Genomic DNA, 23,067 nt, shown 5'->3' with positions numbered 1-23,067 from the left:
CGGAACTCAAACAACGCTGGCGAACCCTCCAGCACGTCACGATCAGCCCCACCCGCATCGGCGCCATCACACAAGCAGCTCTGGCACTCAACAACGCATGGAAATAACCACCGCTGAGAAAACCTCAGTGTTGCTTGTGATCGCGAACTACGGTTTCATAGTCGATTCCATGACAACGTACGCTGGTAGCTGTCATTCCTGTATGGATGGTATGGCCTAAGTCCGTGCCTGGCTTACTCAGTGATCTTGCTACCTGTCACAGATGTGGAAATTCGCGCCGTCAGCAACCTCCCGCCCTCCATCGCAATCCTGTCCACCACCAAGAATGCCTTGCCCAGCTCGTTGAGCGTCAGCTCCAGTCGGCGGAAATCGACCTCACCACCGCCGTTGCGGTACGGCCGGATACGCTCTGGAAGCAGACGCTGTTTCCACTCCTCGAACGGCACCGCCGCGCAGAGCTCGTACTCGTTGGCTCAGATACAGCAATCTGCTCTGTACTGGTCACACTCCGTCCCGTCGTACGTCTCCGGGTGCACGTGGGCGTCAGCCCACGCGAACAACTTCGGAACCACGTCGGCGTAGCTGGCGAGACCAAGGAACACGCCCCAACTGGCCAGTTTCTCGGGTTCCTCGCCGTCCTCGTTGTCCACACCCAGTGAGATGTCACCTCCTCCTTTCCTGTTGACGGTTGACCAGCTGCCAGTGGCAGCGCCCCGTCTCCGGGTGGTACAGCATTGCGGCCACCGGCAGGGAGTGGTTGAGCCAGTAGGCCATGTGCTCGGCGTCCGGCCGGAACCACCAACCCCCTGGTGCCGTCTCCCGGAACCAGCTCATCCCACTCTTGATCTGCAGGGCCAACAGCCGGCCACGGACGTCCTCGCCGACCAGCACCTCCGCGTACGCATCGATGCCGTAGTCCTCGGTGGAAGAGCCACTCCAGCTCGTCCTCGACAGCCTGCTTAGCGCGGGTCACCCCGGCAGTGGCAACCTTGGCGGATGGCTTACGGCGCATCATGGCTCCATCTTCTGCTGGAATGGGCTCGGCAGCCGTTTGCACCAGAAGCTGCCGTCATCGTCCTCAATCTCGTACTCCTCACCCGGCAGTGCCTCGTACAGCTCTGAGATGCCTTCTGCGGTGTCTGCGGCATTGCAGTGCGCGCCATCTGGCTCGGTGTGGATCAGGTAGGCCATAGGGCACTCGCACGCCGTTCCAAAGGCGTAGAACCGACCGTGAATCGCCTCTCCGACCAGCGCGGCAGGGTAGTACACGACGTGCTTGCCGCAGATTGTCGGCAGCTCGACCTTTGCCACCGATAGCCGCCTCGGCGTCAGCTCAGTTGCGGGGTATCAGGGTTGCAGCTCGATGTGCTGCTCGGTCGAGCGGAAGTCCTTGCCGCCGGAGAGGTCCAGAAACCCGTCATCGTTTAGGGGCGTCCCTCGGCAAGGTGACTGGCCCCGCTGGTGGCCAGAACTGAGGCAGCCGAATGGATACGCGGACCTGGAGGCTCGGTGTCGTGAACCGCACCCCCTGAAGCACGAGCTGTCCGAGCAAGATGGTCATGGCGTAGGCCTGCGGTCGCTCGGGCTCGGGCAGGCCGTCGACGCGCACCGCCAGCGGCGTGACCCGGATCGACCAGCCGCGAACTCCTTCGTATGGTCCGGCCCAGAACTGGCTCGCCGGGAGCAGCCGCCGTTCTTTCCGGAGCGCGTACAACTCGTGGTACTCCGAGACCGGGAGTCCGTAGCCTCTGTCCCGGTCCGCCTCGGAGAACACCCGCATCGCCGTAAGCGGTCTTCTGCACCCACGCCGCGATTGCACCCTGGTCCGCCGCCTCGATGCGGCCGGACTGGCCGAGGAGATGAGTGGGGTTTGGACGCGCTGCGCGACGACTTCGAGGCGGCTCATCCAGCCATGGTTGCAGTCGCCGCAGACGTCCCAGACTTTCTGGCGGAACGGCGGGCGCACCCCGAGTTCGCGCCCAATGCGCTTCAGCCAACGAGCACCGTGCGGCACCGGGTCAAGGTCAAGGCCGATCTTGCTGAGACAGTCTCCGAGCACATGCTCGCCGATGAGGGTGTCAGCGGAGCCGCAGAAGACGCAGGTGGGCATGGATCAGCCAGCCCGGGTTGGGTCCGACGCGACCCACGCCGGGGGCGATTATGCGGATGCGCGCAGGAACCGCTCGACGCCGAAGCGGTGCTCGCGCAGCCGCCGGCCGGCGGTCTCCAAATGAAGCGGGTCGCGTTGTAGCTGATCTCCCGCTTGAGGCGTTCCACGCCCAGCACCATGGCGCGGTGGAACTACCGCTCCGCCTCGCTGGTCACGATGCCCCCCGGATGCTCTGCAGGAGCTTCCCGGAGCCGTCGTCCAGCACCCAGAACGACCAGCCGTTACGGTGAGGGCTGACACCAGGCTTGTAGTGCGCTACCACGGCGCGGGCCGCACCGGTCGGCGTCTTGAAGCTCTGCCCACTGAGCGGCCCCGACGTGATGTCGATGCGCGTCGTCCTCGGATCGTAGCTGCCCTGCGTGCGGTGTCCCTCGTAATCCGCGTACACCGTCACGCTGTTGTCCGCTTCCGGCTGCTCCGTGTTCTCCCTTGCGGCAGGGGTGGGCACGCTGGCGGCGGCCACCAACCGTGCCACCACCTCGCCTGCCGTACAACCGCTCATGCGGGCCGCGAACGCCAGCGACTGGTAGGTCTGCGTGTCCACCTCGACTGTCTCCGTCATGGGGTCTCCTCTCTCTAATGAGAGCATAGAGACAAGAGAGGAGATAGGCAAGCAAAGGGAGAGAACAGAGGATTCTGGAGGTCACGCGGCAACCAGCCGCAGGGATGTGCACCACCGCGATGTGGTTGGTGAGCCGTCGGCGGATGTCCTTCCGCTTCCAGCGGTGCAGTGCCATCCATCAACTGATCACCCGGTGCGGTCAGCGATGAAGGTGTAGACGTGCCACCTGTCCGTCCTCGCCTCGCGCAGGTCGCCACCGCGCGCGCATCCACGTTACGCAGACCTGGCGCCCGCGAGCGGTCTGGCGTTGCACCGGACCCAGGTAGCGGTCGGGCCTCTCATCGGCGGTCAGATGACGCCCACGGGCCCGGTGACACCACCCCCAGGTCATGCCTTCGGCAGGGGGCAACGGTCATGCCGGGTCCGGAGGCCAGGAGCCCTGTTGCAGGGCCACGAAAAGGTAACGGGGTGGCGATGCGCAGGCTGGCGCTACACGGCCGCTGCATACCGCACCGTCGCCTCGACCGCTTCCTTGGCCCCGCCCCTGACCGGCGCCCCCACCGCCGCACCCTGGGACCCGGGCCTGCGGGCGGCGATCACCCACCTCGGCGTACGCGTCGAGGTGGGCGGTCCTCGATCTGCCGCTGGGTGACCTCGTCCACTGAACGGCCCAGGGCCTCTCCGGGCGGCGTCCGGCCAGCTCCGCCCGGGATCGTCGTCGCGGTGGCGTGGCGTGCGGTGAGCATCTGAGCGAGCGGATGGCCGTGCCCGAGTCGGTCATCGGACTCCCCATATGTAAACTTAGTCAAACAACACCCTCCCTCCATCTCATGTACGTTGTGCCGGGATCGGGCTGAGGAGAGACACGGCGCGTTCCGGGAGAACATCATGCCCAAGAACACAGGTTCGACCCCGGTTGTCGTCACCCTTGCGGAGATCGCCCGCATCGCCGGAGTCGGGCGCGCCGCTGTGAGCAACTGGCGGCGTCGGTATGAGAGCTTTCCGGCCCCTGTCGGCGGCACCGACACGAGCCCTCAGTTCTCGCTGGCCGATGTCGAGGCATGGCTCAGGCAGGAGAACAAGCTCAAGGCAGCGGCGAACCCTCTTGATCGCCTCTGGCCGGAATACGAGTCCTTGGGAAACCGGGACACCTCAGGCCGTCTGGTCGCCCAGGTGGGACTCCGATTGAGCGGCGTCGCGTCCGTCGGCTCCCCGGACGATGCCGCAGTGGATCAGCACCGCGCCCATCTTCTGGAACGCACTGTGGACCTTGCAGCGGGGGACTCCTCACGATCGACCTTCCATTTCCTTCTGGAACGCTGGCTCCGGACTCACGTACGGCAGATCACGACGAGCCCACCGCGACTCGCCGAACTCATGCTCAAGGTCGCGGCACTGTTCCACCCGGGGCCGGTACACACGGTCCTCGACCCGGCATGCGGCACTGGCACGCTGCTCGCCGCCGCTGGGCGGCGCTGGGGCATCGAGAGCACGTCGCCGGTCCGTCTCCTGGGCCAGGACAGCGACCCCGTGCTCGTGCGGCTGACGCAGGCCCGGCTTGCCGTGGACGGCCTCATCGCGAAGGCTCTTTCGAACCTCTCGCTGGCAGCAGGCGACACGCTGCGCGCCGATGCCCACGCTGGAGTGCAGGTTGATGTCGTCCTGTGTAATCCGCCATCGAACGAACGCGACTGGGGCCACGCCGAGCTCGCCACGGACCCGCGCTGGGTGTACGGACAGCCCCCCCGCACCGAGCCGGAGCTCGCCTGGGTTCAGCACACGATTGCCGCACTTGCTCCTGGAGGAGTGGCTGTGCTGGTGCTGCCGCCAACTGTGGCGGCTCGTCGCGCCGGCCGGAGGATCAGAGCGAATCTCCTCCGGGCCGGCCTGCTTCGGGCCGTTGTCGCCCTGCCCCCAGGAGCCGCCCCGCCTTACGGGGTGGGCCTGCATCTGTGGATCCTTTGCGCGAAAGGCGATACCGAGTCGGGGAACCGACCCCGGACCGAGCTCACACTCATCGACACGGCACATAACGTATCTTCGGCCGCGGCGGAAAGGGGCGGTGTCGACTGGCCCGCGGTGACCACACAGGTCACGGGTGTCCTCAGCGGCGATGAGACGCAGGGCAGCGTGTCTGTCCCCGTAGTCGATCTTCTGGACGAGCAGGTCGACCTCACACCGGCCCGCCACATTCCGCGGACGCGTACGGCGACCATGGTCGATCTACGACAGTCCTGGGCCCAATTCGACGCCTGCTTGAGCGAGCTGCGAGACGTCCGCGGTAGCTTGTCCGAACTCGTTCCTGCGGAACACGACGAGGCCGTCGCCCTGATCAGCGTCGGCGAGCTCGAACGGGCCGGGGCGCTGGAAATCCGGACCGGCCAGGCACTGCCGGAAGACCTGGTGCGGCGCGGAGAGCGTCTGGAAGGGGAAGCCCGCGTCCTTACCGGCGCACCGCTTTCCGGGCCGACGCAGTTGTGGCTCTCCGCGCCGGTCGTCGCTCAGGGCGAGGAAGACGGCTCTCTCACCGTGACGGCGTCGCAGGACATCATCATCGCGGCACTGGCCCGGGCCTTCGACGTGCAGGTGGACACCGATGTTCCGTCGGTCCTCGGCCCTCAACTCGCGGCCCTCAGGGTGAATCCCACGCTTCTCGACCCCTGGTTCCTGGCCGGCTGCCTGCGTGCCCCCGCCAATGTGCAGCGGGCGGGCACCCACGCGTCCACCACGTCCCGCATCGATGTACGGCGCTTGCAGATCCCGAGACTCTCCCTGGAAGAGCAGCGGCGGTATGGGGAGATCCATCGGAGGATCACGGTCTTCGAGCGTGATCTGCGGGAGATGAAGGCGGTGGGCGCCGAGTTGAGCCGGTCGCTGGTAGATCTGCTGGCCGGAGGGCAGCTACCTCGCATGTGAGGGCCTACGACTCGGGCAGCTGGGACAGGAGTTCGGCCACCTCTGCCTGGTAACCCGATTCGCCCAGTTCCAGGGCGATCTCGCGGCAACGATTCGTCAGCCCCTCGGATGTCGGCGCGTAGGTGAGGATGCGCTCGACCGCAGCACGCCAGCCATGGAACGCCCCGACGAAGTCTCCCTGGGGCATCCGGCATTCGGCGATGCCGAGTTCGGCCTCCATTACAAGGGGGTCCGACGGGTCTCCCCGGTCGGCCACCTGTTCGTACCGCCTCTTCGCGTCGGCCGTGCGGCCATCCAGCCGATCGGCGTCGGCACACACCAGTCGGCCTTCCAGGATCATCGGGTCGCGGTCGCCCCAGTCCGACTCCGCGCGGGACAGCAGGCCGACAAGTTCGGTGCAGCGGTCGCCGGGCCCCCGTGCGAGGAGCTCCGCCCGGGCGAGGGCGATGCCTCCGGCGAACTGGTTCCGCCCCAGCCAGTCACCACGGCGGCGGGCCGAGCGCCGTGACGCGGCAGGCCGATTGGATGGCACAGCTCCGACTCCGGCCGCCTCCTTGTTGGGCATCCGATAGGGAGCCGTCGGATCCGGATCCAGCTGCGGGTCGGGGGCGGGGTCGCCCGGTCTCGGCAGGAATCCGCGCAGCACGTCCAGCACCTCGTCGATCGAGTCCGGTCGATCAGCCGGCGCCTTGGCCAGCAGGTCCCATACCAACTCGTCGAGTTCCTCAGGGATGCCGAGGTTGATGGACCTGAGTCGCGGAGGAAGGTCTTCGAGGTGCTGAATGTCCTTGTTCCGGTCCGGCTTGTCCTCGAACGGTCGCTCGCCCGTGAGGAGTTCGAACAGGACACAGCCGAACGCGTAGAGGTCCACGGCCGCGGAGATGTCCTGCTGACCGCGGCGCTGTTCGGGCGCCATGTACCCGACGGTGCCGGGCGTGTCGCCGAGCGCGGTGTAGCGGGTCGCGTCGGGGTCGGTCAGGTAGGCGATGCCGAAGTCGAGCAGCTTGACCGCGCCACTGCCGAAGCCGACGACAATGTTGCCCGGCTTGAGGTCCCGGTGCACCACGCCGCAGGTGTGCGCGTGCCCCAGGGCCTCCGCGACCTGTACGGCGATGGAGATCGCGGCGTCGAAGGGAAACGGTCGGCGCAGGTCCAGGAATTCGCGCAGGCTGACCCCGTCGACGTACTCCATGACGAGGTAGGGCTCCTCGCTCAGGTAGCCGCGGTGGAGCAGGCGCGGAACTCCGGGATGGTTCAGCTCCTCCAGGATCGCGCCCTCGCGTTCGAACCGCTTCAGCAGCTCGGCCCTGCGACGCGCCCGCTCAGCCGGGCTGAATCGGCCCTGCGTGTAGGCGTCGAAGCGCAGCACCTTGACCGCGACCCGGTCCCCGGTGCTCAGGTCGGTCGCCGTCCAGATGCTCCCCATGCCGCCCTGGTCGAGCGCCTCCTCGATCTGGTAGCGGTCGTCGAGGACTTCCCCCGCTTCCACGCCTCACCCACCTCTCGATGACACAGTGTCAGCCACACTGTAGCGGATCACGAGTCACAGCGAATGCATAACTTGACTTAGTTCACAGGCGTAAGCTTCTCTGTGTTTGTTGGCGTCCCTGTCTCCTCACGCCCGTAAGGGGTGCATCGTGCCGCTCCACCTCCCTCCGCCCGGAACGGACGGCGACATCCGGCTGATCCGCACGTCTCTGCCGCTGCTGCGTGAGGACGCGCGGGACTGCCCGCGCGGCAACGCCCTGCGTGCCAGGCCGTTCATCCGTCAGGTTCCGGGGCGTCAACGTGGAAAGGTCCTTGAGGACTTCGCTCTCGGACCGGTCATGAACGCTGTGGACGCGGTCGAGCACGACGGGCTGGACGTGGAGCGTGCGCTGGCGAGGCTGCGGACCAATCAGAAGTACCACGTGGGGCATACGAGTTGGGCCGAATCCGCAGTTCGCGCCTATGTGCGGGCGCGTACGGCTCGGGAAGCGGAGCGGCGCGCGGCCGGGCGCCCGGCGACCCTGCCCGTACGCCCCCAGTGGGTCGCGGTCACCCAGCGCGAGACCCCCGACTCCCGCGGGGCCACCCGCTACGAGCGCACTGGTTGGGGACGGCGCTACGCGTCCGCCGACGGATCCGAGCGGGAGCTGTGGCTGCTGTCCGTGAACTCCGTCAAGGAGGACCGGCCGCCCGCCGAGATCGCGGAGGCGGCTGCCGTGGCCGCCGCGGGCGTTCCCTCCCGGTCGGCTTTCGGGGACATCCACCGTCCGGTGACGCGCGACGGCGTCCGGCCTCGGCGCGTGCGGATCGTCGGGGTGGGGTGCGGCACCGGTGAGCATGACGTACTGGCCGACTGGGACACCGAGGAGGTCGAGCGGCGGTTCCTCGACCATGCGAAGCCCGTCCTGGGCCGGGTGGTCGAGGACGACCGGCTCAACCCCGGCTCCGGCTGTGTGCGCTGCGAGGGGCTCGCGGGATGTGAGCTGCCCCGCCGGACCCCCGGCATTCTCGGCGTGCCCGGCCCTCGCCGCCCGCGAGGGCGCCGCTCCGTCTCCGCCACCGATCTGCGTGTGCACGCACGCTGCGCGGCGCAGTTCCATCTCACCCGGGTCCTGCACCTGAAGTCGGGGGAACCGGAGAGTGAGCCGATCCGTCGGGGCCGTGCCGTCGACGAGTGGCTCAACATCCATCACCAGGAGGGGTGTTGCCGTACGACCCCGCTTCCCGACGCCCTCCCGGGCCTGTCCGCCGCTGAGTTGCCGGCCGCGCTGGCCATGCTCGCCGAGCACCAGCGGGCCTGTTCGCTCGACGGCCTTCCGGACGGGGAGGTCGTCCGGGTCCAGCACCGCCTGACCGCGTACGACCCGGAGCTGGACGTCGTCCTGATCGCCGACCCCGACCTCCTCTACACCCGCTCCGGCGGCTGGATCTGGCACGAGACGAAGACGGCGGCGAAGCGCCCCTGGGAAAGGCAGGAGCTGATGGAAACGTACCCGCAGCTCGCCTTCGCGGTCCTGCTGATGGCCGCGGGCGTGCCCGGGGGTGATCCTCGCCGGTCGCTGATCGAGCTCGAGGTGTTGTACGAAGACGGCTCGCGGTGCGAGGAGATCGACCCCGGCGATCCGGATACCCAGGCGGACGCCCGCCGCATCATCGCCGCGCTCGCCGGGCCGTGGGCCGTCGATGAGACATACGCCCCGCGCCCCGGCGACGACTGCTCCGGCTGCGACGTGCTCAGGTACTGCGCAGCCGGGCGTGAGTACCTGGAGGCCCGGTGAACGCGACGCCGTACGCCGCCGACTGGTCCGCCCACCGCGGCATCCCTCTGATGCGCACGCTGGCCACCGCACTCACCGCCCTGGACGCGGCCGACGGACCCGCTGCCTTCGCCCTCCCCTATCGTCCCGAGGTCCAGCGCGCCCTGGACCGGACGGTTCTGGCCTGCCTGGAGCGGAGGGCCAGGCCACCCGTCAGTCTGCCCGACCTGGTGTCGTGGTGCCGGGAGCGTCCGGTGGCGGACTGGCCGGTGGACCTGCCCGCAGAGGCGGCCGGCCCCGACGATCTGCTGCTCGATCCGGACTCCTCCCGCCCGACCGACCTGTGCTACGAGTGGGCGGAGCAGTTCTCCGACAGCGCGAACGTGCTGTACGACCGGGAGATCATCCGAGCAGCGCTCCGGCTGTGCCGTGAGTATGGCGAGGAGGACGCGTACACCGAGTTCCGGCGACTCCTCGTCATGCGGCCCGTGCTCACCGCCGCGGAGGACTTCGCCGTCTCCATGGACCATGTGCTCGATCCGGTGAAGGAACTCCTGAGCCGGATCTACCTCCCCGTCCCCGACAGCTATCTGCACGGCGACGGATACGCGACATGCGCCCGCTGCCTCACCCTGCTCACCCCGCTGCACGAGGGCGGCTGGTGGTGCGAACGGGACCGCTGCCGCCGCCTGGGACGGCCGTCGGTCGGCCGCCGCGTCCTGGAGGAGGAGGCGGGTCAACTGCTCCACCTGGCCCGCCCGTTGCGCCAGTTCGTCACCGGCCCGGGCCGGGCCGAGGTGGCGCTGGAGAAGCGGCTCACCACGCTCGGGCTGCGGGTGCGGATGTGGCCGGCGTACGACGCATACGACGTGCACATCACGTTCCCGGACGGCTGGGTGTGGGCGGTGGACGTGAAGGACTGGGCCCATCCCGCGTTCCTCGGGCGGGCTGCCCGGCCCGTGCCGCAGGAGCCGCCGTACGACGAGGCTTTCTGGGTGGTGCCGCAGGATCGCGTCGACGACCGGCCCGGCTACATCGCCGCGTACGAGCGCAACCGTCCGGCCTCGGCGCGCCATCTGCTCCTGCTCACCGACACCGAACTCGTCGCCCGGGCCAAGGCCCGGCTCTCCCGCGGCGGGCGCGCCACGCGCAAGAAGGAGAACGGCGATGCGTGACCGCGAGAGCTGGCACAAGCCGGTCAGCGGGGAACTCACCCGGCTGTGGAGTGAGGTGCCCGACGACTTGGGCGCCGTGAAGCCGAGTCTGCTGTGCCAGGTCGAGCTCGCTCTGCGGCTCCTGGAGCACATCGCACCGGACGAGCCCGCCCACGGTGCGTACGCCCTGTTCGGCGGCTACGGCTTCGTCCATGCCCGCGGATGCGTGCTCACCCCCGAGCATGAGGTGATGCTCACCGCGGGCCGTCATCTGCTGTGGCATCTGCGCCGCCGCCGTACCTGGCAGCAGACCCTGGAGACGTACTTGAGTCTGCCCGACCGGATGCGCGCCTACCGTCTTCCGGGGCCGGACCTGTCCGCCCGGCGGCGCGAACCCGCCGTCGCCTCCGACCGGTTCGCCGTCTACGACGCCGCGCTCGCGGCACTTCCCCCGCTGGCCCGCAAGCCCCTGCCGCTCGCCCCGGCGGGCCGCGCAACCTTCATCGACCGGCGCAGGCCCACGTCGGTGACGCTGCCGGAGTGGGCGCCCGCCGAACCGGTCACCGGCCACCGTCCGGAGGCGGGGCGCCCCGGGGACGGCGGGCCCCTGACGATCAGCCGCGCCGAACTCGTCGCGACCGCCCAGTGGATGGATGCGACGGAACGGGAGAACGAGGTCGAGAGCCCTGGCCACTGGGAGGAGCGGCTCACCGAGCTGCACATCATGCCGCGCGACGCGGACGGGCTCGGCTTCTCAGCGGAGGGCGACCTGCGCCTGGACGGCCTGCTGCACCTCGCAGGCATGGTCGGCGCCGGAAAGTCGACCCTGATGGCGTTGCTCGCCGTGTGGGGAGCCCGCCGGGACCTGCGGCTGCGCACCACGCTGGTCGTCGGGGATGTGGCCGAACAGCTGCGTCTGACCGCCTTGTTCCGCGACCTCGGCCTGACCGCCACACCGGTACTCGGTCTGACCACCCGCGAGACCCATGTGCGACGGCTGCACCGTCGGCTCGCCTCACGCGGGCTGACCAACCTCCTGGATCACGACGACCCCGGCTTCGACCACCTGAGCACGGTGTGCGTGGTCGACGCCCTGCGCGGCACCGAGGCGGCGCAGCCTCTGCGCTTCGCGGACGCCCCCTGCACCTCCCTCCACCCGGAGAGGAAGGGGACGGAGGAGAAGCCCGCCGCCGATGTGCTTCCCGACCCCTACCTGCCGGGCCGACGGCCCTCCCCGTCCAGCGACGACCAGCCCTCCGAGACGAAGGGCACCCCTCACGGCTGCCCCCTCTGGTTCACGTGCCCACGTCACAGCTCTGCCCGGGAACTCGTCGATTCGCTGATCTGGGTGGCCAATCCGGCGAGCCTCGTGCAGACGGCAGTACCGCGCCACCTGGGGGACGAGCGGCTGCGCCACCTGGAACTTGCCTGCCTGCGCAGCGACATCATCGTCGTGGACGAGGCCGACTCGGCGCAGATGAAGCTGGACGAGATCTTCGCGCCCTCGGCGACGCTCGTCTCGCCGGGCCCCGAGTCGTGGCTGGATCAGGTGCAGACGCACCGCATCGAGGAACTCTCCCGGCAAGGCCGACTGCCGCTCACCGACCAGGAGATCGAGCGCTGGTCCGCCTCGCTGACCGTGGTCCACGCCGCGACGGACCGCCTCTACAAGCTGCTGATCTCCGACGCGGACCTGCGCGAGTGGGCCGACATCGAGTACTTCAGCCCCTGGACGCTCCAGGAGAAGCTGCTGGGCTCCTGGTTCGCCCAGGACACCCCTCCCGACGCTCCGGACGGAGTGTCCGACGAGTCGGAGCTGTACGAGGCGTACGAGGACGACGCTCCCGAGCCGGACTCGGCGGGGCCCGAGACGGACGCCCGCCGCGCCGAACTGACGGACCGGTTCGACAACTTCCGCGACGATCCTCTCGGCGGCCGGGACCCGTACGGCAGTACCACGGACGACCTGGTGCGCCTGACCCAGGACCTGCTCACCACGCTGTCCGCCTCCACCACACGGGCCCGCGTACTCGCCACCCTTCGCCCTCTGCTGGCGGACACCCCGGCGGCCGACCGGGCGCAGAACGAGGCATGGCTGGATCTGACGGCCCGGCGCCTGGAGTTCATGCTACTGCTGAGCGCGCTGAACCAGCGCCTGGACCGGCTGGTCTTCCTGTGGCCCCAGGTCGAGGCGGCCCTGCGCCTCGACTCGACCGGCAACGAGCTCTCCCGCCGCCCGCCGCTCGACTACGCCCCGCTGGTCCCTGAGGCTCCCATGGGCAACGTCCTGGGGTTTCAGTACCTACCGGACGAGCGGGAGCGCAACGTCGACGGACAGCACAGCGGCACCCTGCGCTTCTTCCGCTGCGCGGGCGTCGGCCGCGAACTCCTGCTCACTCTTCCCGAGGTGGGCTCCGATCCAGGTCGTGGGCGCCGGGGCCCGCACGTCGTGCTGATGTCCGGCACCAGTTGGGCGGGCACCTCGACCCGCGCACACGTTGTGGCCCCCGTGGGCGCGGTGCTGACTCCCTCGCACCGATCCCTGAAGGCCGTGAGCGAGTCGGTGTTCACTACACACTTCCTGTACGACGACGAGGGCCGCCCCCTGAGCCTGTCGGGCACGGAGCCGAAGGCCCGGCCCGCCGCCTGCCAGGCGATGGTCCGCCGGCTCGGCTCGCCCGGCAGGGGCGGCGCCCCGAGCCCGCTGGAGCAGGAGCTGGCGAAGGTCGCCGACAGCCGCCGTCGCCGGGCCATCCTCCTGGTCGGCAGCTACAAGGAGGCGACCATCGCGGCGGACGTGTTGCACGAGATGGAGCGCTGGCACGGCCGGGTGCGGGTCTTGGCCGCCGACGACGCCGACCTGGAGCAGGCGGTACGCGGCTCGGGCCCCGCCGCGTCGCGACCGAACCGGGCCACGGCACTGCGCCGGGGCGATCTCGCCACGTTCGCGCAGGATCCCACGGCCGAGATCCTCGTGGCGCCGCTGATGGCCGTGGAACGCGGGCACAACATTCTCAACACCCAGCGCAACGCCGCCTTCGGCACGGCTCTGTTCCTGGCCCGACCGCACCCGCGGCCGGACGACCTCGCCCTCGCGGTGTTCGCGATCAACGACTGGGTGACGCGGTTCGCCCGGGACGAACCCGGCTTGCCCCAGGGCACGTTCGGCAAGCTGGCCATGAGGGCGGCGGGGCTGGACGAGGCGGGCCTGGCCTTCCGGCATGTGGCGCGGGCCGAATGGCGCCGTTTGCTCTCGCGCCGCTACATCTACTCGCGCCTGTCCGACCACGAGAGGCAGTCCTTCACCTGGGACCAGCTGGTCACCATCTGGCAGGTCATCGGCCGTCTGGTCCGCGGTGGTGTACCGGCCCGGGTGGTGTTCGTGGACGCCCGGTTCGCCCCGCGCACGGCCAAGTTGCTCTCACCGGGCGCCACGGCGGCGCCGCTGCCGCTGGAGGACGGTCTGCTTACAGGCCTGCGGGACGTCCTCGCCCCGTACTTCGCCGACGGCGCCCCGCCGCTGGACTGCCCCGACCCGGCGGACCCCGTGGTCGCCCGCCTCCTCTACGCACCGCTCCACAAGGCACTGCGCGAGATCACTCACCATACCTCCTGACCAGCCACCTCTCCGAAAGGGTTTGGCCATGGCACGCCCCTATGACGCCATCCGCACCGCCGCGGTGCGCCCCGTCTCCTTCGAGTCCTCCGTCGTCGAGCGGTACCGCGCACTGCCCTTTCCCGAGCAGTGGACAGGCGCGCTGCTCGCCCTGTGCAACGCGGGCCGGGACAAGCCGCTGGAGACGGTGCCCACGTTCCGCATGGACCAGGTCGTGCAGGCACTCGCCCCCGACGTCCTGGTACGCCCCCGCCCGAACCGTCACCGCGGAGAGGGCTCCGACTTCTGGCTGTACGCCCCCGAGGGCATCCCCGATCCGCTGCCCGACGCCGCGCTGAAGGGCCTCCTCGGGGCGTGGCTGAGGGACCTGCGCCCGGAGCCGGAGTACCGTTCGCTGCTCTCCGAGACCCGGTCCGGCCTCCTGGAGCACCCTCCCCGGTGGCATGAGGACGTCCCGGTGGAGCTGCTGCGCTACGAGCGGCCCACCGACGGCGGGACGGCCGCGCCGGATCCCCGCCAGTTCCAGCTGACGACCGACTGGCTGGCCCGGCGGATCCTTGATCTGGAGCCGTACGACTACGGGGCGGGCCGGCTCCGGTTCCGGGCCATGCCGCGTGGACCGCAGGACAGGGGTGCCGAACTGGTCTCGCAGGCACTGGAGTTCGAGGGGAACAGGGGTTCCGAGTGGTACTCCGTCGTCCTCAACATCACGCTCCAGACCGTGCCCTTCGACCCGCTGCCCCGCTTCCATGTGCACAGCCACATCCGGCGGTACGCGACCCGGGTGAGCGCCAGGACGGGCCGACTGTATCTGCCGTTCGGCCGCAGGACCACGGTGCTGCTGCGGCCGCGGGTGCCGTGGTTGCCCGGCGCACCAGCGAGCGACCGGTTCGCGGTGGCGCGGCTCGCCTGGAGCCCGGACGGGTACGAATGGGTCGGCGGCGGTCCCGCCGGGATGCTGCGGAACATGTCCCTCACCGAGTCGTTTCCTGACGCGCAGGCCATCCTCACCGACCCGGCGGGATGGCTGAGGGACGACATGCGGGCGGCTGCGCTGTACAGCACGGCGATGGGTTCCCATGAGGTGGGAGCGGGCCTGATGACGGACCAGCGCTCGAAGATCGTCCAGTGGGCGCTGCGGGCGTTGCCGGAGGAGCTGTGCCAAGTGCCCGCCCTGGTGCGCACGCGCCTGTCGAGCAGCACCCCGGGCAACCCTCGCCAGGAGTCTTCCAAGGAACCGGCCAAGACCGAGCAGGAGCACGAGCGGGCGGAGGCCCGCCGGACCGGCACGGCGTTCGCGCTGCGTCAGCTGCCCGCGGCTCCCGCCCCGGACGAACTACCCACCCTGGAGGCGCGGTTGCTCTGGCAGACGCCCCAGATGCGGGACACGGCGATCGCCGCGCTCGTCGCCCACCTGGACCTCAAGGGTGACGGCGGCGCCCCGGCCTCCGAGGAAGCGTACGACGGCACGGTGGCCTTGGAGTGGCAGTCGCCCGAGCTCACCGTGCGCCTGCACTGCCGTCGGCTCACCCGGTCCCTCGGCCACGACCTGGCCCTGCCCGAGGGCACCCGGCACTCGCGGGAGGCGGTCACCGCCGCGATTCGGGAGCGCCGCCGGGAGATGTCGGCCTTCCTCTCGGAGGACGAGGTCTCCTCGGCCGCCCCCACGCTGGCGCTGGTGGAGATCGACCGGACCAAGGACTTCACCTCCGCCGACCACGACGCCAAGTTCGCGCTCCGGCTCGGCTGCGCGGACGCCGGAGTACTGACCCAGTTCATGGCCGTACCGAAGAGGGCCAAGGGCTACAACAGCGAGAAGAACAAGGAGTTCCGCGCCGCCAAGGCCTGGGACGACGGGCTGCGGCAGCTGGGCGTGCGCGTCCACCCCGAGCACAGCCTCGGGGAACGGCTGCCCGGGGGCCTGCGGTACGCGGCGGTGTGGATGGTCCGTAAGAACCAGCGCAGCCGCACTCGGTGGGCGGGGCATGTGCCCGTGGCCGTGCGGGTCACTCCGGATCCGTCCGGTGCGGGGCTGGCCCGGGTGGAGGGCTGGGACGACGAGGCGCGTGCCTGGGTGCCGTACCCGGTGATGCTGCTGCGGCTGACCAGGCAGGCCGAGGTACCGACCGGAACGGTGCCCGTTCCGCGCGAGGGCGACGCCCCGCCGGCCCGGCTCTCCTGGTGGGCGGACATGACCGAGCAGCGCCAGGCGACCGAGGAGTGGCTGCATCGGGTGCGTCGCACGCTGCGGGGCACGCCGACCCTGCTGCTGGCCCATGGGCAGAACATGCGCTCGCACTGGACCTGGCTTCAGGACGGCAATGTGGTGAGGGACAAGTTCCGGGACGGTCACGCGCCGGCGCGCCGGCTGGATCCGGACCTGCGGCTGGTGCGGGTGCGTACGGCGCGCAACCGCGAGACGGCACAGTGGTGGGCCGTGAACCCGGACGGTGCCAACGGCCTGGCTGCCCACCTGTGGACGGACCCGACCGCGGACGCGGAGTCTGCTCGTGTCTTCTGGTCCACGACGCCGAAGGCTCGCACGTTCAAACTGTCGGTGGCCGCCGACAAGCTGGCGCCCCGCGTCAACACCAAGGGCAAGGTGACCATCGACACCGACAAGGCCGCCTGGAACCCGGGACTGGTGGAGGTGGCGATCCTGGGCTGCCACCCCGACGACGGTGACTCTCCCGAGGCTCTGGCGCTTGCCGTACACCAGCTCCGGCAGGCGCCCGATCTGCCGGACGCGCTGAGCCTGCCGCTGCCCCTGCACCTCGCGGGACTCGCCCAGGAGTACGTGCTGCCCACGCGGAACGACGACGGCGAGGACCCCACCGACGCGGCGGCCGACGCCGATCCCGACACGGCGTCGGCGCCGGGAGTGGAGACGGCCCCCGAGCCTCGGGGGCCCGCGGCGAACGTCCCGGCGCAGCAGACGCGTGTAGAAGCGGGCGAGCCGCGCTGACCATGCGGTTACCGGGCCCCGCCCGCTTCCCTCGCCCACTGGCGGACGGGGCGGGCATCCGGAGCCATGGGGTGGCGGAAGGGCCGGCGCGGATCGGGCTCCGCCCACGGCACCAGGGCGGCCTCCGGTGCGCCCGGCGCCGGCAGGTGGACGGCCAGGCGCCGGTACACCTCGCCCGCGTGCACGGGCCGGTCGGCCGGTTTCTTCGCCAGCAGTTCCAGGACCAGGTTCTCGACGTCCTCCGAAGCGTCCGGGCGCAGCGCCCGCAGAGGTTCGGGCGCCGCCCCGGTGTGCAGGCTCGGCACCATCAGCGGAGCTTCGTGCTCGAAGACCGGCCTGCCGGTGAGCATTTCGTGGAGCAGGCACCCGAGGGCGTAAAGGTCCGTACGCGGATCGACGGGCTCGCCCATGATCTGCTCGGGCGCCATGTACTGGAAGGTACCGAGCCGTTCGCTGGTCGTGGTGAGCTTCTGGGTGTCGCCGTCGAGGATGGCCGCGACACCGAAGTCGAGCACCTTGACGACGCCGTCCGTACGGATGCGCACATTGCCCGGCTTGAGGTCCCGGTGGACGATGCCCCGCGAGTGGGTTGCCGCCAGCACCGAGCAGATCTGCACGCCGACGGCAGTGGCCTCCTCCAGCGTGAGCCGCTCGCGCTCCACGATGTAGTCGCCGAGGTCGAGCCCTTGGACGTACTGCATGACCAGGTAGTGCGTGCCGGTCTCGACACCCAGGTCGTACACGGCCGCGAGCCCGGTGTGGTCGAGCCTGGCCACCGCCTTGGCCTCACGCTCGAACCGTGCGCTGTCGTGCGCGATCTGAGAGGGCGTCAGCCCGCTCGCCGGAGTCATCGTCTTGATGGCGACACTCCGGCCCAGGTGTTCGTCGTCCGCCATCCACACCTGGCCCATGCCGCCGTGGCCGATGGCGCTCTTGACACGGTAGCGCTTGGCGATGAGGGTTCCGATGTCCATAGGTGACCGAGTGTGCCACTGTCATGTACGGCGTGGCATCACACCCCCATCCCGACGGATTCACACCCCAGGCAATTCATGTGCGTTGACTGAGTTCACGGAATCGTGATGTCATGGAGACTCCGGCATTGAGCTCCACCAGCCCCATCTCACCCGATACGGTGAAAGGTGCAGGTAGGCGCGGCAGCGAGTGAGGGTGTTGTGGACGTCTTCAAGGTGCACGAGCAGTTGATCGCCGACTACCGGGCCTTCACCACGAGTTCGGTCCTCGTGAAGAACGACCGGATCCAGAGCACCGTCGACGAGGCCCTCGTGCAGGGCGACCAGTGGCCCGACCCTTGGCTCTCCCTCAACCCGAGCTTCGCTCCCGGCGGCAAGGTCACCCGGCTCGTCGAGGAAGGGCTGCTGCACCCCGAGTGCGAGCAGATCTTCCGTACGGGCAAGAAGAAGGACGGCTCCCTCCAAGAGGGCCGGCTCATCGCCTTCCACCGGCATCAGCGGGACGCCATCGAGGCCGCCCGCGCGGGCGGTAGCTATGTCCTGACCACGGGCACCGGCTCCGGCAAGAGCCTCGGGTACATCGTCCCGATCGTGGACCAGGTGCTGCGCGCGAAGGAGCGGGGCGCCGCCTCCGGCGTCCAGGCGATCATCGTCTATCCCATGAACGCTCTGGCCAACAGCCAGAAGTTCGAGCTGGAGAAGTTCCTGCGCCACGGCTACGGCGAGGGCAGGGAGCCGGTCACGTTCGAGCGCTACACCGGCCAGGAGAAGGACGACGAGCGCGAGCGGATCCTCGAGAAGATGCCGGACATCCTGCTCACCAACTACGTGATGCTGGAGCTGATGCTCACCCGGCCCAACGAGCGCAAGGTCCTGATGCCCGCCGCCCAGGGCCTGAAGTTCCTGGTCCTGGACGAACTGCACACCTACCGCGGCCGCCAGGGCGCGGACGTCGCCCTGCTGGTACGCCGGGTCCGGGACGCCTGCGCCGCACCGGACCTCCAGGTCGTCGGCACCTCGGCGACCATGTCCACGGAGGGCACCCTGGAGGAGCGGCGCAAGGCCGTGGCCGAGGTCGCGACCACTCTCTTCTCCTCCACCGTCACTCCGGACCGTGTGGTGGGCGAGACCCTGGTCCGGGCCACCCGCGACCAGGAGCCGACTGACGCCGAACTGGCCGAGCGGGTCAGGGCGAACGCGCCCTCGACGGACTACGACGTCCTCAAGGAAGACCCGCTCGCCTGCTGGATCGAGACTGAGTTCGGCCTGCGCACGCTCACTCAGGGCCCCGACAAGGGCGCCCTGGTGCGGGCCGAGCCGACGACGGTGGAAAAGGCGGCCCGCAGGCTCGAAAAGCGCACGAGTGAGTCGTACGAGAGCTGCGTGGCCGCGATCCGCGACACCCTGCACGCGGGTTCGCAGGCCAAGAACGAGGACAAGCGGCCCCTGTTCGCCTTCCGCCTGCACCAGTTCCTGTCCAAGGGCAACTCGGTGTACGTGTCACTGGAGGACGAGGAGACTCGGCACATCAGTCGCACGTACCAGCTGCGGGTGCCCGGCGCCAAGGACACGATCCTGTTGCCGCTGTCCTTCTGCCGCGAGTGCGGCCAGGAGTACCTGACCGTGGCCCGGGAGGAGCGCAAGAACGGCTCCCTCGGCTTCCGGCAGCGCACCGAGGAGGACGAGGACAACGGCTACCTGTACGTGAGCGCGGAGAACCCGTGGCCCGACGACACCGGCCGGGCCATCGACGAGCAGCGCTTCCCGGACAGCTGGATCGTGACGGACGACAAGAAGGGCACCCAGGTACTGGCCGACAGCCGACGCAAGCGGGTGCCGCAGCCGGTGTGGGTGAGGCCCGACGGCTCGGTCGTCGACCGCGGCCAGGGCCTGTACGCGGCCTACATCCCCATGCCCTTCATGTTCTGCCTCAACTGCGGGGTCAGCTACGAGACGCCCCGCGGCAACGACTTCGCCAAGCTGATGACGATGGAGCGCGAGGGCCGCTCCACGGCGACCTCCCTCATCAGCTCCAGCATCGTGCGCCACCTCAAGGAGCTGCCGGAGAACGAACTCGCCGAAGACGCACGGAAGTTGCTCACTTTCGTCGACAACCGCCAGGACGCCAGCCTGCAGGCCGGGCACTTCAACGACTTCGTCCTGGTGACCCAGTTGCGCGGCGGCCTCTACCGGGCGATGGTCGAGGCCGGCGAGGAGGGGCTGCCGCACGAGGACATTGCCCCCGCCGTGGTCGCCAAGCTCTGCCTGGTGCCGCAGGACTACTCCAAGAACCCCAAGGAGGCGACCCACCAGGCGAAGCGCACCAAGCGGGCTCTGACCAAGGTGGTGGAGTACCGCCTCTACCTGGACCTGGAGCGTGGCTGGCGGGTCACCATGCCCAACCTGGAGCAGACCGGCCTGCTGCGGCTGGAGTACGCGGACCTGGAGGAGATCGCCGAGGACGAGGAGCGCTGGGAGGGGACCTGTCGCCCGCTGCGCACCGCCGACCCGGCCAAGCGCGCGGAGCTCGCCCGCATCCTCTTCGACGAGCTGCGCCGCGTGCGCGCCGTGGACTTCCCCACCTTCGAGCAGGCCGACTTCGACGAGATGCGCAAGCTGTCGTACCTGCTGAACGACGCCTGGGGGCTGGCCGAGACCGAGCGCACCCCGCCGCCGCCCGGTACGGCGTACGTCCGGCCGGGTCGTCCGAACCGGTCGCGCAGCGAGCTGAACATCACCGCCCGCGGCGGCTTCGGCCGGTTCCTGCGCAGGCCGGGACAGTTCCCGGGGGCGGGCAGGCCGCTGGACATGAAGGAGGCCCAGGAGGTGATCGTCGACCTCGCGCACGTGCTGGCGGAGGCCGGCCTGCTCACCGAGGTGCCCACCGGGCGTGGCGAAGAGCCTGGTTACCGCATCAACCACACCACGGTGGTGTGGACGGCCCGCGACGACGAATTCGGCGCCGTCGACCGGCTGCGCCGCACCTACGGCGACGGCCGCGGCCCCCGGGTGAACCCGTTCTTCAAGAACCTCTACAAGGAGGTCGCCTCGACCCTCGCCGGCCTGGTCGCCCGCGAGCACACCGCGCAGGTGCCCACGGAGATCCGCGAGGAGCGCGAGGAGGACTTCCGCAAGGGCAAGAAGTTGCCCGTGCTGTACTGCTCGCCCACCATGGAGCTGGGCGTCGACATCGCCAGCCTGAACGCGGTCGGGATGCGCAACGTCCCGCCGACTCCCGCCAACTACGCGCAGCGCAGCGGACGCGCCGGCCGGTCCGGCCAGCCCGCGCTGGTCACGACGTACTGCGCCACCGGCAACAGCCACGACCAGTACTACTTCCGCCGCTCGAACCTGATGGTGGCGGGCGCGGTCGCCCCGCCCCGGCTGGATCTCGCCAACGAAGACCTGGTCCGCTCGCACATCCACGCCATATGGCTCGCCGAGACGGGGCTGGAGTTGGGCAAGCGCATCCCGCACATCCTGGACGCCGCCGGCGACGCGCCGTCGCTGCGGCTGTTCCCGGATGTCGTCGAGCAGATCCAGGACCCCGCCGCCCAGCGGCGCGCCCTGCGTCGGGCCACCGCGGTGCTCAAGGAGTCGATGGACCGCCTCTCCAGTACCTCCTGGTGGGACGAGCGGTGGCTGGAGCGGACCGTTGAGATGGCGCCGGGACGTTTCAAGAAGGCGCTCGGCCGGTGGGAGGAGCTGTTCCGCAAGGCGCTGAAGGAGCGGGACATCCAGCACCGGCGGATCCTCGACAACACCCTGGGCAAGGACGCCTCGGCGCAGGCTGAGCGCCGCCGCCACCAGGCGGAGACCCAGCTGAAGCTGCTGAAGAACGAGGACACCGGAGGCAACAGCCCGCTGTCGGACTTCACCCCGTACCGCTACCTCGCCTCCGAGGGCTTCCTGCCGGGCTACTCCTTCCCCCGGCTGCCGCTCGCCGCGTTCATTGCCGGCACGGGCCGGGCCGCACGCGGCCGGGACGGCGATTACCTCCAGCGCTCCCGCTTCATTGCGATCCGCGAGTTCGGCCCGGGTGCCTTCATCTACCACGAGGGCAGCCGCTTCCAGGTGGACCGCGTCCAGCTGGCCACCAGCGCCTCCGGTGATCTGCAGACCGAGGAGGCCAAGGTGTGCGAGCACTGCGGCTATCTGCACATCGGCGAGCAGCTGGAGAACAGGTGCGACTTCTGTGACACCGAGCTGACCGAGGCCCGCTACAACCTCCTCCAGCTGCGGACGGTCTTCACCAAGCGACGGGACCGGATCTCCTCGGACGAGGAGGAGCGGCAGCGCACGGGTTACGTGGTCGAGGTGTCGTACAAGTTCAACAAGCACGGCGACCGCGACGGTTCGCTGAACGCCGCCGCCCGCGACGCCGACGGCGCCCCGCTCGTCGAGCTGACCTACGGCGACAGCGCGACGGTCCGCCTCACCAATCTCGGCTACCGTCGCAGCAGGCAGCGCTCCGGTTTCTGGCTGGACCCGGTCGAGGGCAAGTGGCTGGACGCCAAGAAGGACAAGGACAAGCCGGGCACGCTGACCACCGACGAGCAGGAAGGCCTGGACAGCGCGGAGAAGGCGGAGCGCAAGGTCCCGGTGATCCCGTACGTCCAGGACACGCGGAACATCCTGGTGCTGCAGCTCGCGGAGAAGGTGGCGCCAGACGTGGCGGTAACGCTCCAGTACGCGCTGGAGCGGGGCATCGAAGCCGAGTTCCAGCTGGAGGACGGCGAGCTGGACACCGAGCAGCTGCCGCCCTACGACGGCCCGCGCGACCGCATCCTCTTCATCGAGAGCGCTGAGGGCGGCGCCGGCGTGCTGCGCCGGCTCCAGGCCGAGCCGGACGCCCTGCGCCGGGCGGCGGCCCGCGCCCTGGAGATCGCCCACTTCCGCAGGGACGGCAGCGACAAAGGCGGACGGGAGGGCGGCCCCGCCTGCGAGATGGGCTGCTACGACTGCCTGCTGTCGTTCGGCAACCAGCGCCACCACCAGGTCATCGACCGCAAGCTGGTGCGGGACCTGCTGCTGCGCTTTGCCGGGGCCAAGGTGACCGACACCGTCCCAGGGGTTTCCCGCGATGAGCACGCCCAGGCGCTCCTGGACGGCGCCGACAGCACGCTGGAACAGAAGTTCGTGGCGTTCCTCGCCCGCAACGGCCTGCGGCTGCCCGACCAGCAGCAGTTCTTCGTCTCCAGCGCGCTCTCCCGCCCCGACTTCGTGTACCGGACGAAGGTGGGCCCGGTCGCCGTCTTCATCGACGGCCCGCACCACGATTCCGAGGTACAGGCTCAGCGCGACGAGGACGCGCAGGAGCGGTTGTACGACGACGGGTGGGAGGTCATCCGCTTCCGCCACGACGACGACTGGTCCGGGATCACCCGCAGGTACCGTTCGGTGTTCGGCGTCAGCGACGACTGACCCCATCCCCCTTCACATACGTTTCTCCTGAGAGGCCCGCC

The 23,067-nt window shown here is 69.6% G+C and carries 15 protein-coding genes; 8 read left to right on the top strand and 7 right to left on the bottom strand.

Annotated features, from left to right (window positions below):
* Positions 1-233: 233 nt before the first annotated feature.
* The 4 genes from D7318_RS34040 to D7318_RS33405 form a co-directional block, all read right to left on the bottom strand.
* Complete coding sequence (locus tag D7318_RS34040; RefSeq protein WP_230423868.1) at positions 234-446, bottom strand: hypothetical protein; 213 nt, start codon at positions 444-446, stop codon at positions 234-236.
* Between the two features lie 27 nt (positions 447-473).
* Positions 474-650: a hypothetical protein gene (locus tag D7318_RS34035; RefSeq protein WP_230423867.1), complete on the bottom strand. Its 177-nt coding sequence runs from the start codon at positions 648-650 to the stop codon at positions 474-476.
* 13 nt (positions 651-663) lie between these two features.
* Positions 664-891, bottom strand: a complete 228-nt coding sequence (locus D7318_RS34030; protein WP_230423865.1) for a DUF4365 domain-containing protein — start codon at positions 889-891, stop codon at positions 664-666.
* Positions 892-1,011: 120 nt separating this feature from the next.
* Positions 1,012-1,311 (bottom strand): hypothetical protein, encoded by a 300-nt coding sequence (locus tag D7318_RS33405; protein WP_220729693.1) that lies wholly within the window; start codon positions 1,309-1,311, stop codon positions 1,012-1,014.
* A gap of 559 nt (positions 1,312-1,870) precedes the next feature.
* On the opposite strand from D7318_RS33405, the gene D7318_RS33400 reads away from it, so the two are divergent.
* Positions 1,871-2,251 carry a hypothetical protein gene (locus D7318_RS33400; RefSeq protein WP_220729691.1) on the top strand — a complete coding sequence of 127 codons (381 nt, stop codon included), beginning with the start codon at positions 1,871-1,873 and terminating at the stop codon, positions 2,249-2,251.
* A 70-nt stretch (positions 2,252-2,321) separates the two neighbouring features.
* Here the strand turns inward: D7318_RS33400 and D7318_RS18795 are convergent, their stop codons facing one another.
* Entirely contained in the window at positions 2,322-2,732 is a 411-nt protein-coding gene (locus D7318_RS18795) for a hypothetical protein (RefSeq protein ID WP_120698276.1), read from the bottom strand.
* 352 nt (positions 2,733-3,084) lie between these two features.
* On the opposite strand from D7318_RS18795, the gene D7318_RS34975 reads away from it, so the two are divergent.
* Together D7318_RS34975 and D7318_RS18785 are read left to right on the top strand one after the other, a co-directional pair.
* Positions 3,085-3,384: a DUF2399 domain-containing protein gene (locus D7318_RS34975; protein WP_230423864.1), complete on the top strand. Its 300-nt coding sequence runs from the start codon at positions 3,085-3,087 to the stop codon at positions 3,382-3,384.
* A gap of 236 nt (positions 3,385-3,620) precedes the next feature.
* Entirely contained in the window at positions 3,621-5,648 is a 2,028-nt protein-coding gene (locus tag D7318_RS18785; protein ID WP_120698275.1) for an N-6 DNA methylase, read from the top strand.
* A 4-nt stretch (positions 5,649-5,652) separates the two neighbouring features.
* On the opposite strand, the gene D7318_RS18780 is transcribed toward D7318_RS18785, so the two are convergent.
* Positions 5,653-7,137, bottom strand: coding sequence for a serine/threonine-protein kinase (locus D7318_RS18780; protein WP_120698274.1), 1,485 nt, complete (start codon positions 7,135-7,137; stop codon positions 5,653-5,655).
* Between the two features lie 337 nt (positions 7,138-7,474).
* Here D7318_RS18780 and D7318_RS18775 point away from each other — a divergent pair, with 337 nt between their 5' ends.
* The 4 genes from D7318_RS18775 to D7318_RS18760 are packed head-to-tail and all read left to right on the top strand — an operon-like array spanning position 7,475 to position 16,628.
* Complete coding sequence (locus tag D7318_RS18775) at positions 7,475-8,914, top strand: PD-(D/E)XK nuclease family protein (protein ID WP_120698273.1); 1,440 nt, start codon at positions 7,475-7,477, stop codon at positions 8,912-8,914.
* Positions 8,911-10,068, top strand: coding sequence for a pPIWI_RE_Y domain-containing protein (locus tag D7318_RS18770; protein ID WP_120698272.1), 1,158 nt, complete (start codon positions 8,911-8,913; stop codon positions 10,066-10,068). The genes D7318_RS18775 and D7318_RS18770 overlap by 4 nt, the downstream gene beginning before the upstream one ends.
* The gene (locus D7318_RS18765) at positions 10,061-13,663 is read left to right on the top strand and encodes a pPIWI_RE_Z domain-containing protein (RefSeq protein ID WP_120698271.1); all 3,603 of its coding nucleotides are present in this window, start codon (positions 10,061-10,063) and stop codon (positions 13,661-13,663) included. The genes D7318_RS18770 and D7318_RS18765 overlap by 8 nt, the downstream gene beginning before the upstream one ends.
* Before the next feature lie 28 nt (positions 13,664-13,691).
* On the top strand, positions 13,692-16,628 hold the full coding sequence (locus D7318_RS18760) for a pPIWI_RE module domain-containing protein (RefSeq protein ID WP_120698270.1): 2,937 nt from the start codon (positions 13,692-13,694) through the stop codon (positions 16,626-16,628).
* A gap of 8 nt (positions 16,629-16,636) precedes the next feature.
* Here D7318_RS18760 and D7318_RS18755 read toward each other — a convergent pair whose 3' ends face one another.
* Positions 16,637-17,602, bottom strand: coding sequence for a serine/threonine-protein kinase (locus tag D7318_RS18755; protein WP_120698269.1), 966 nt, complete (start codon positions 17,600-17,602; stop codon positions 16,637-16,639).
* A gap of 201 nt (positions 17,603-17,803) precedes the next feature.
* Between D7318_RS18755 and D7318_RS18750 the strand changes: the two genes are divergently transcribed.
* Positions 17,804-23,026, top strand: a complete 5,223-nt coding sequence (locus D7318_RS18750) for a DEAD/DEAH box helicase (protein WP_120698268.1) — start codon at positions 17,804-17,806, stop codon at positions 23,024-23,026.
* Positions 23,027-23,067: the final 41 nt, after the last annotated feature.

This window comes from Streptomyces radicis (assembly GCF_003626575.1).
In the GTDB taxonomy this organism is placed as follows: domain Bacteria; phylum Actinomycetota; class Actinomycetes; order Streptomycetales; family Streptomycetaceae; genus Streptomyces; species Streptomyces radicis.
This window is presented reverse-complemented; position numbering and strand designations above follow the sequence as displayed.

Excerpts from the sequence above, each read along its gene's own strand:
- D7318_RS18795 (WP_120698276.1), bottom strand. The coding sequence starts at position 2,732 with ATGACGGAGACAGTCGAGGTGGACACGCAGACCTACCAGTCGCTGGCG.
- D7318_RS34975 (WP_230423864.1), top strand. The coding sequence starts at position 3,085 with ATGACGCCCACGGGCCCGGTGACACCACCCCCAGGTCATGCCTTCGGC.
- D7318_RS18785 (WP_120698275.1), top strand. The coding sequence starts at position 3,621 with ATGCCCAAGAACACAGGTTCGACCCCGGTTGTCGTCACCCTTGCGGAG.
- D7318_RS18775 (WP_120698273.1), top strand. The coding sequence starts at position 7,475 with ATGAACGCTGTGGACGCGGTCGAGCACGACGGGCTGGACGTGGAGCGT.
- D7318_RS18765 (WP_120698271.1), top strand. The coding sequence starts at position 10,061 with ATGCGTGACCGCGAGAGCTGGCACAAGCCGGTCAGCGGGGAACTCACC.
- D7318_RS18760 (WP_120698270.1), top strand. The coding sequence starts at position 13,692 with ATGGCACGCCCCTATGACGCCATCCGCACCGCCGCGGTGCGCCCCGTC.
- D7318_RS18755 (WP_120698269.1), bottom strand. The coding sequence starts at position 17,602 with ATGGACATCGGAACCCTCATCGCCAAGCGCTACCGTGTCAAGAGCGCC.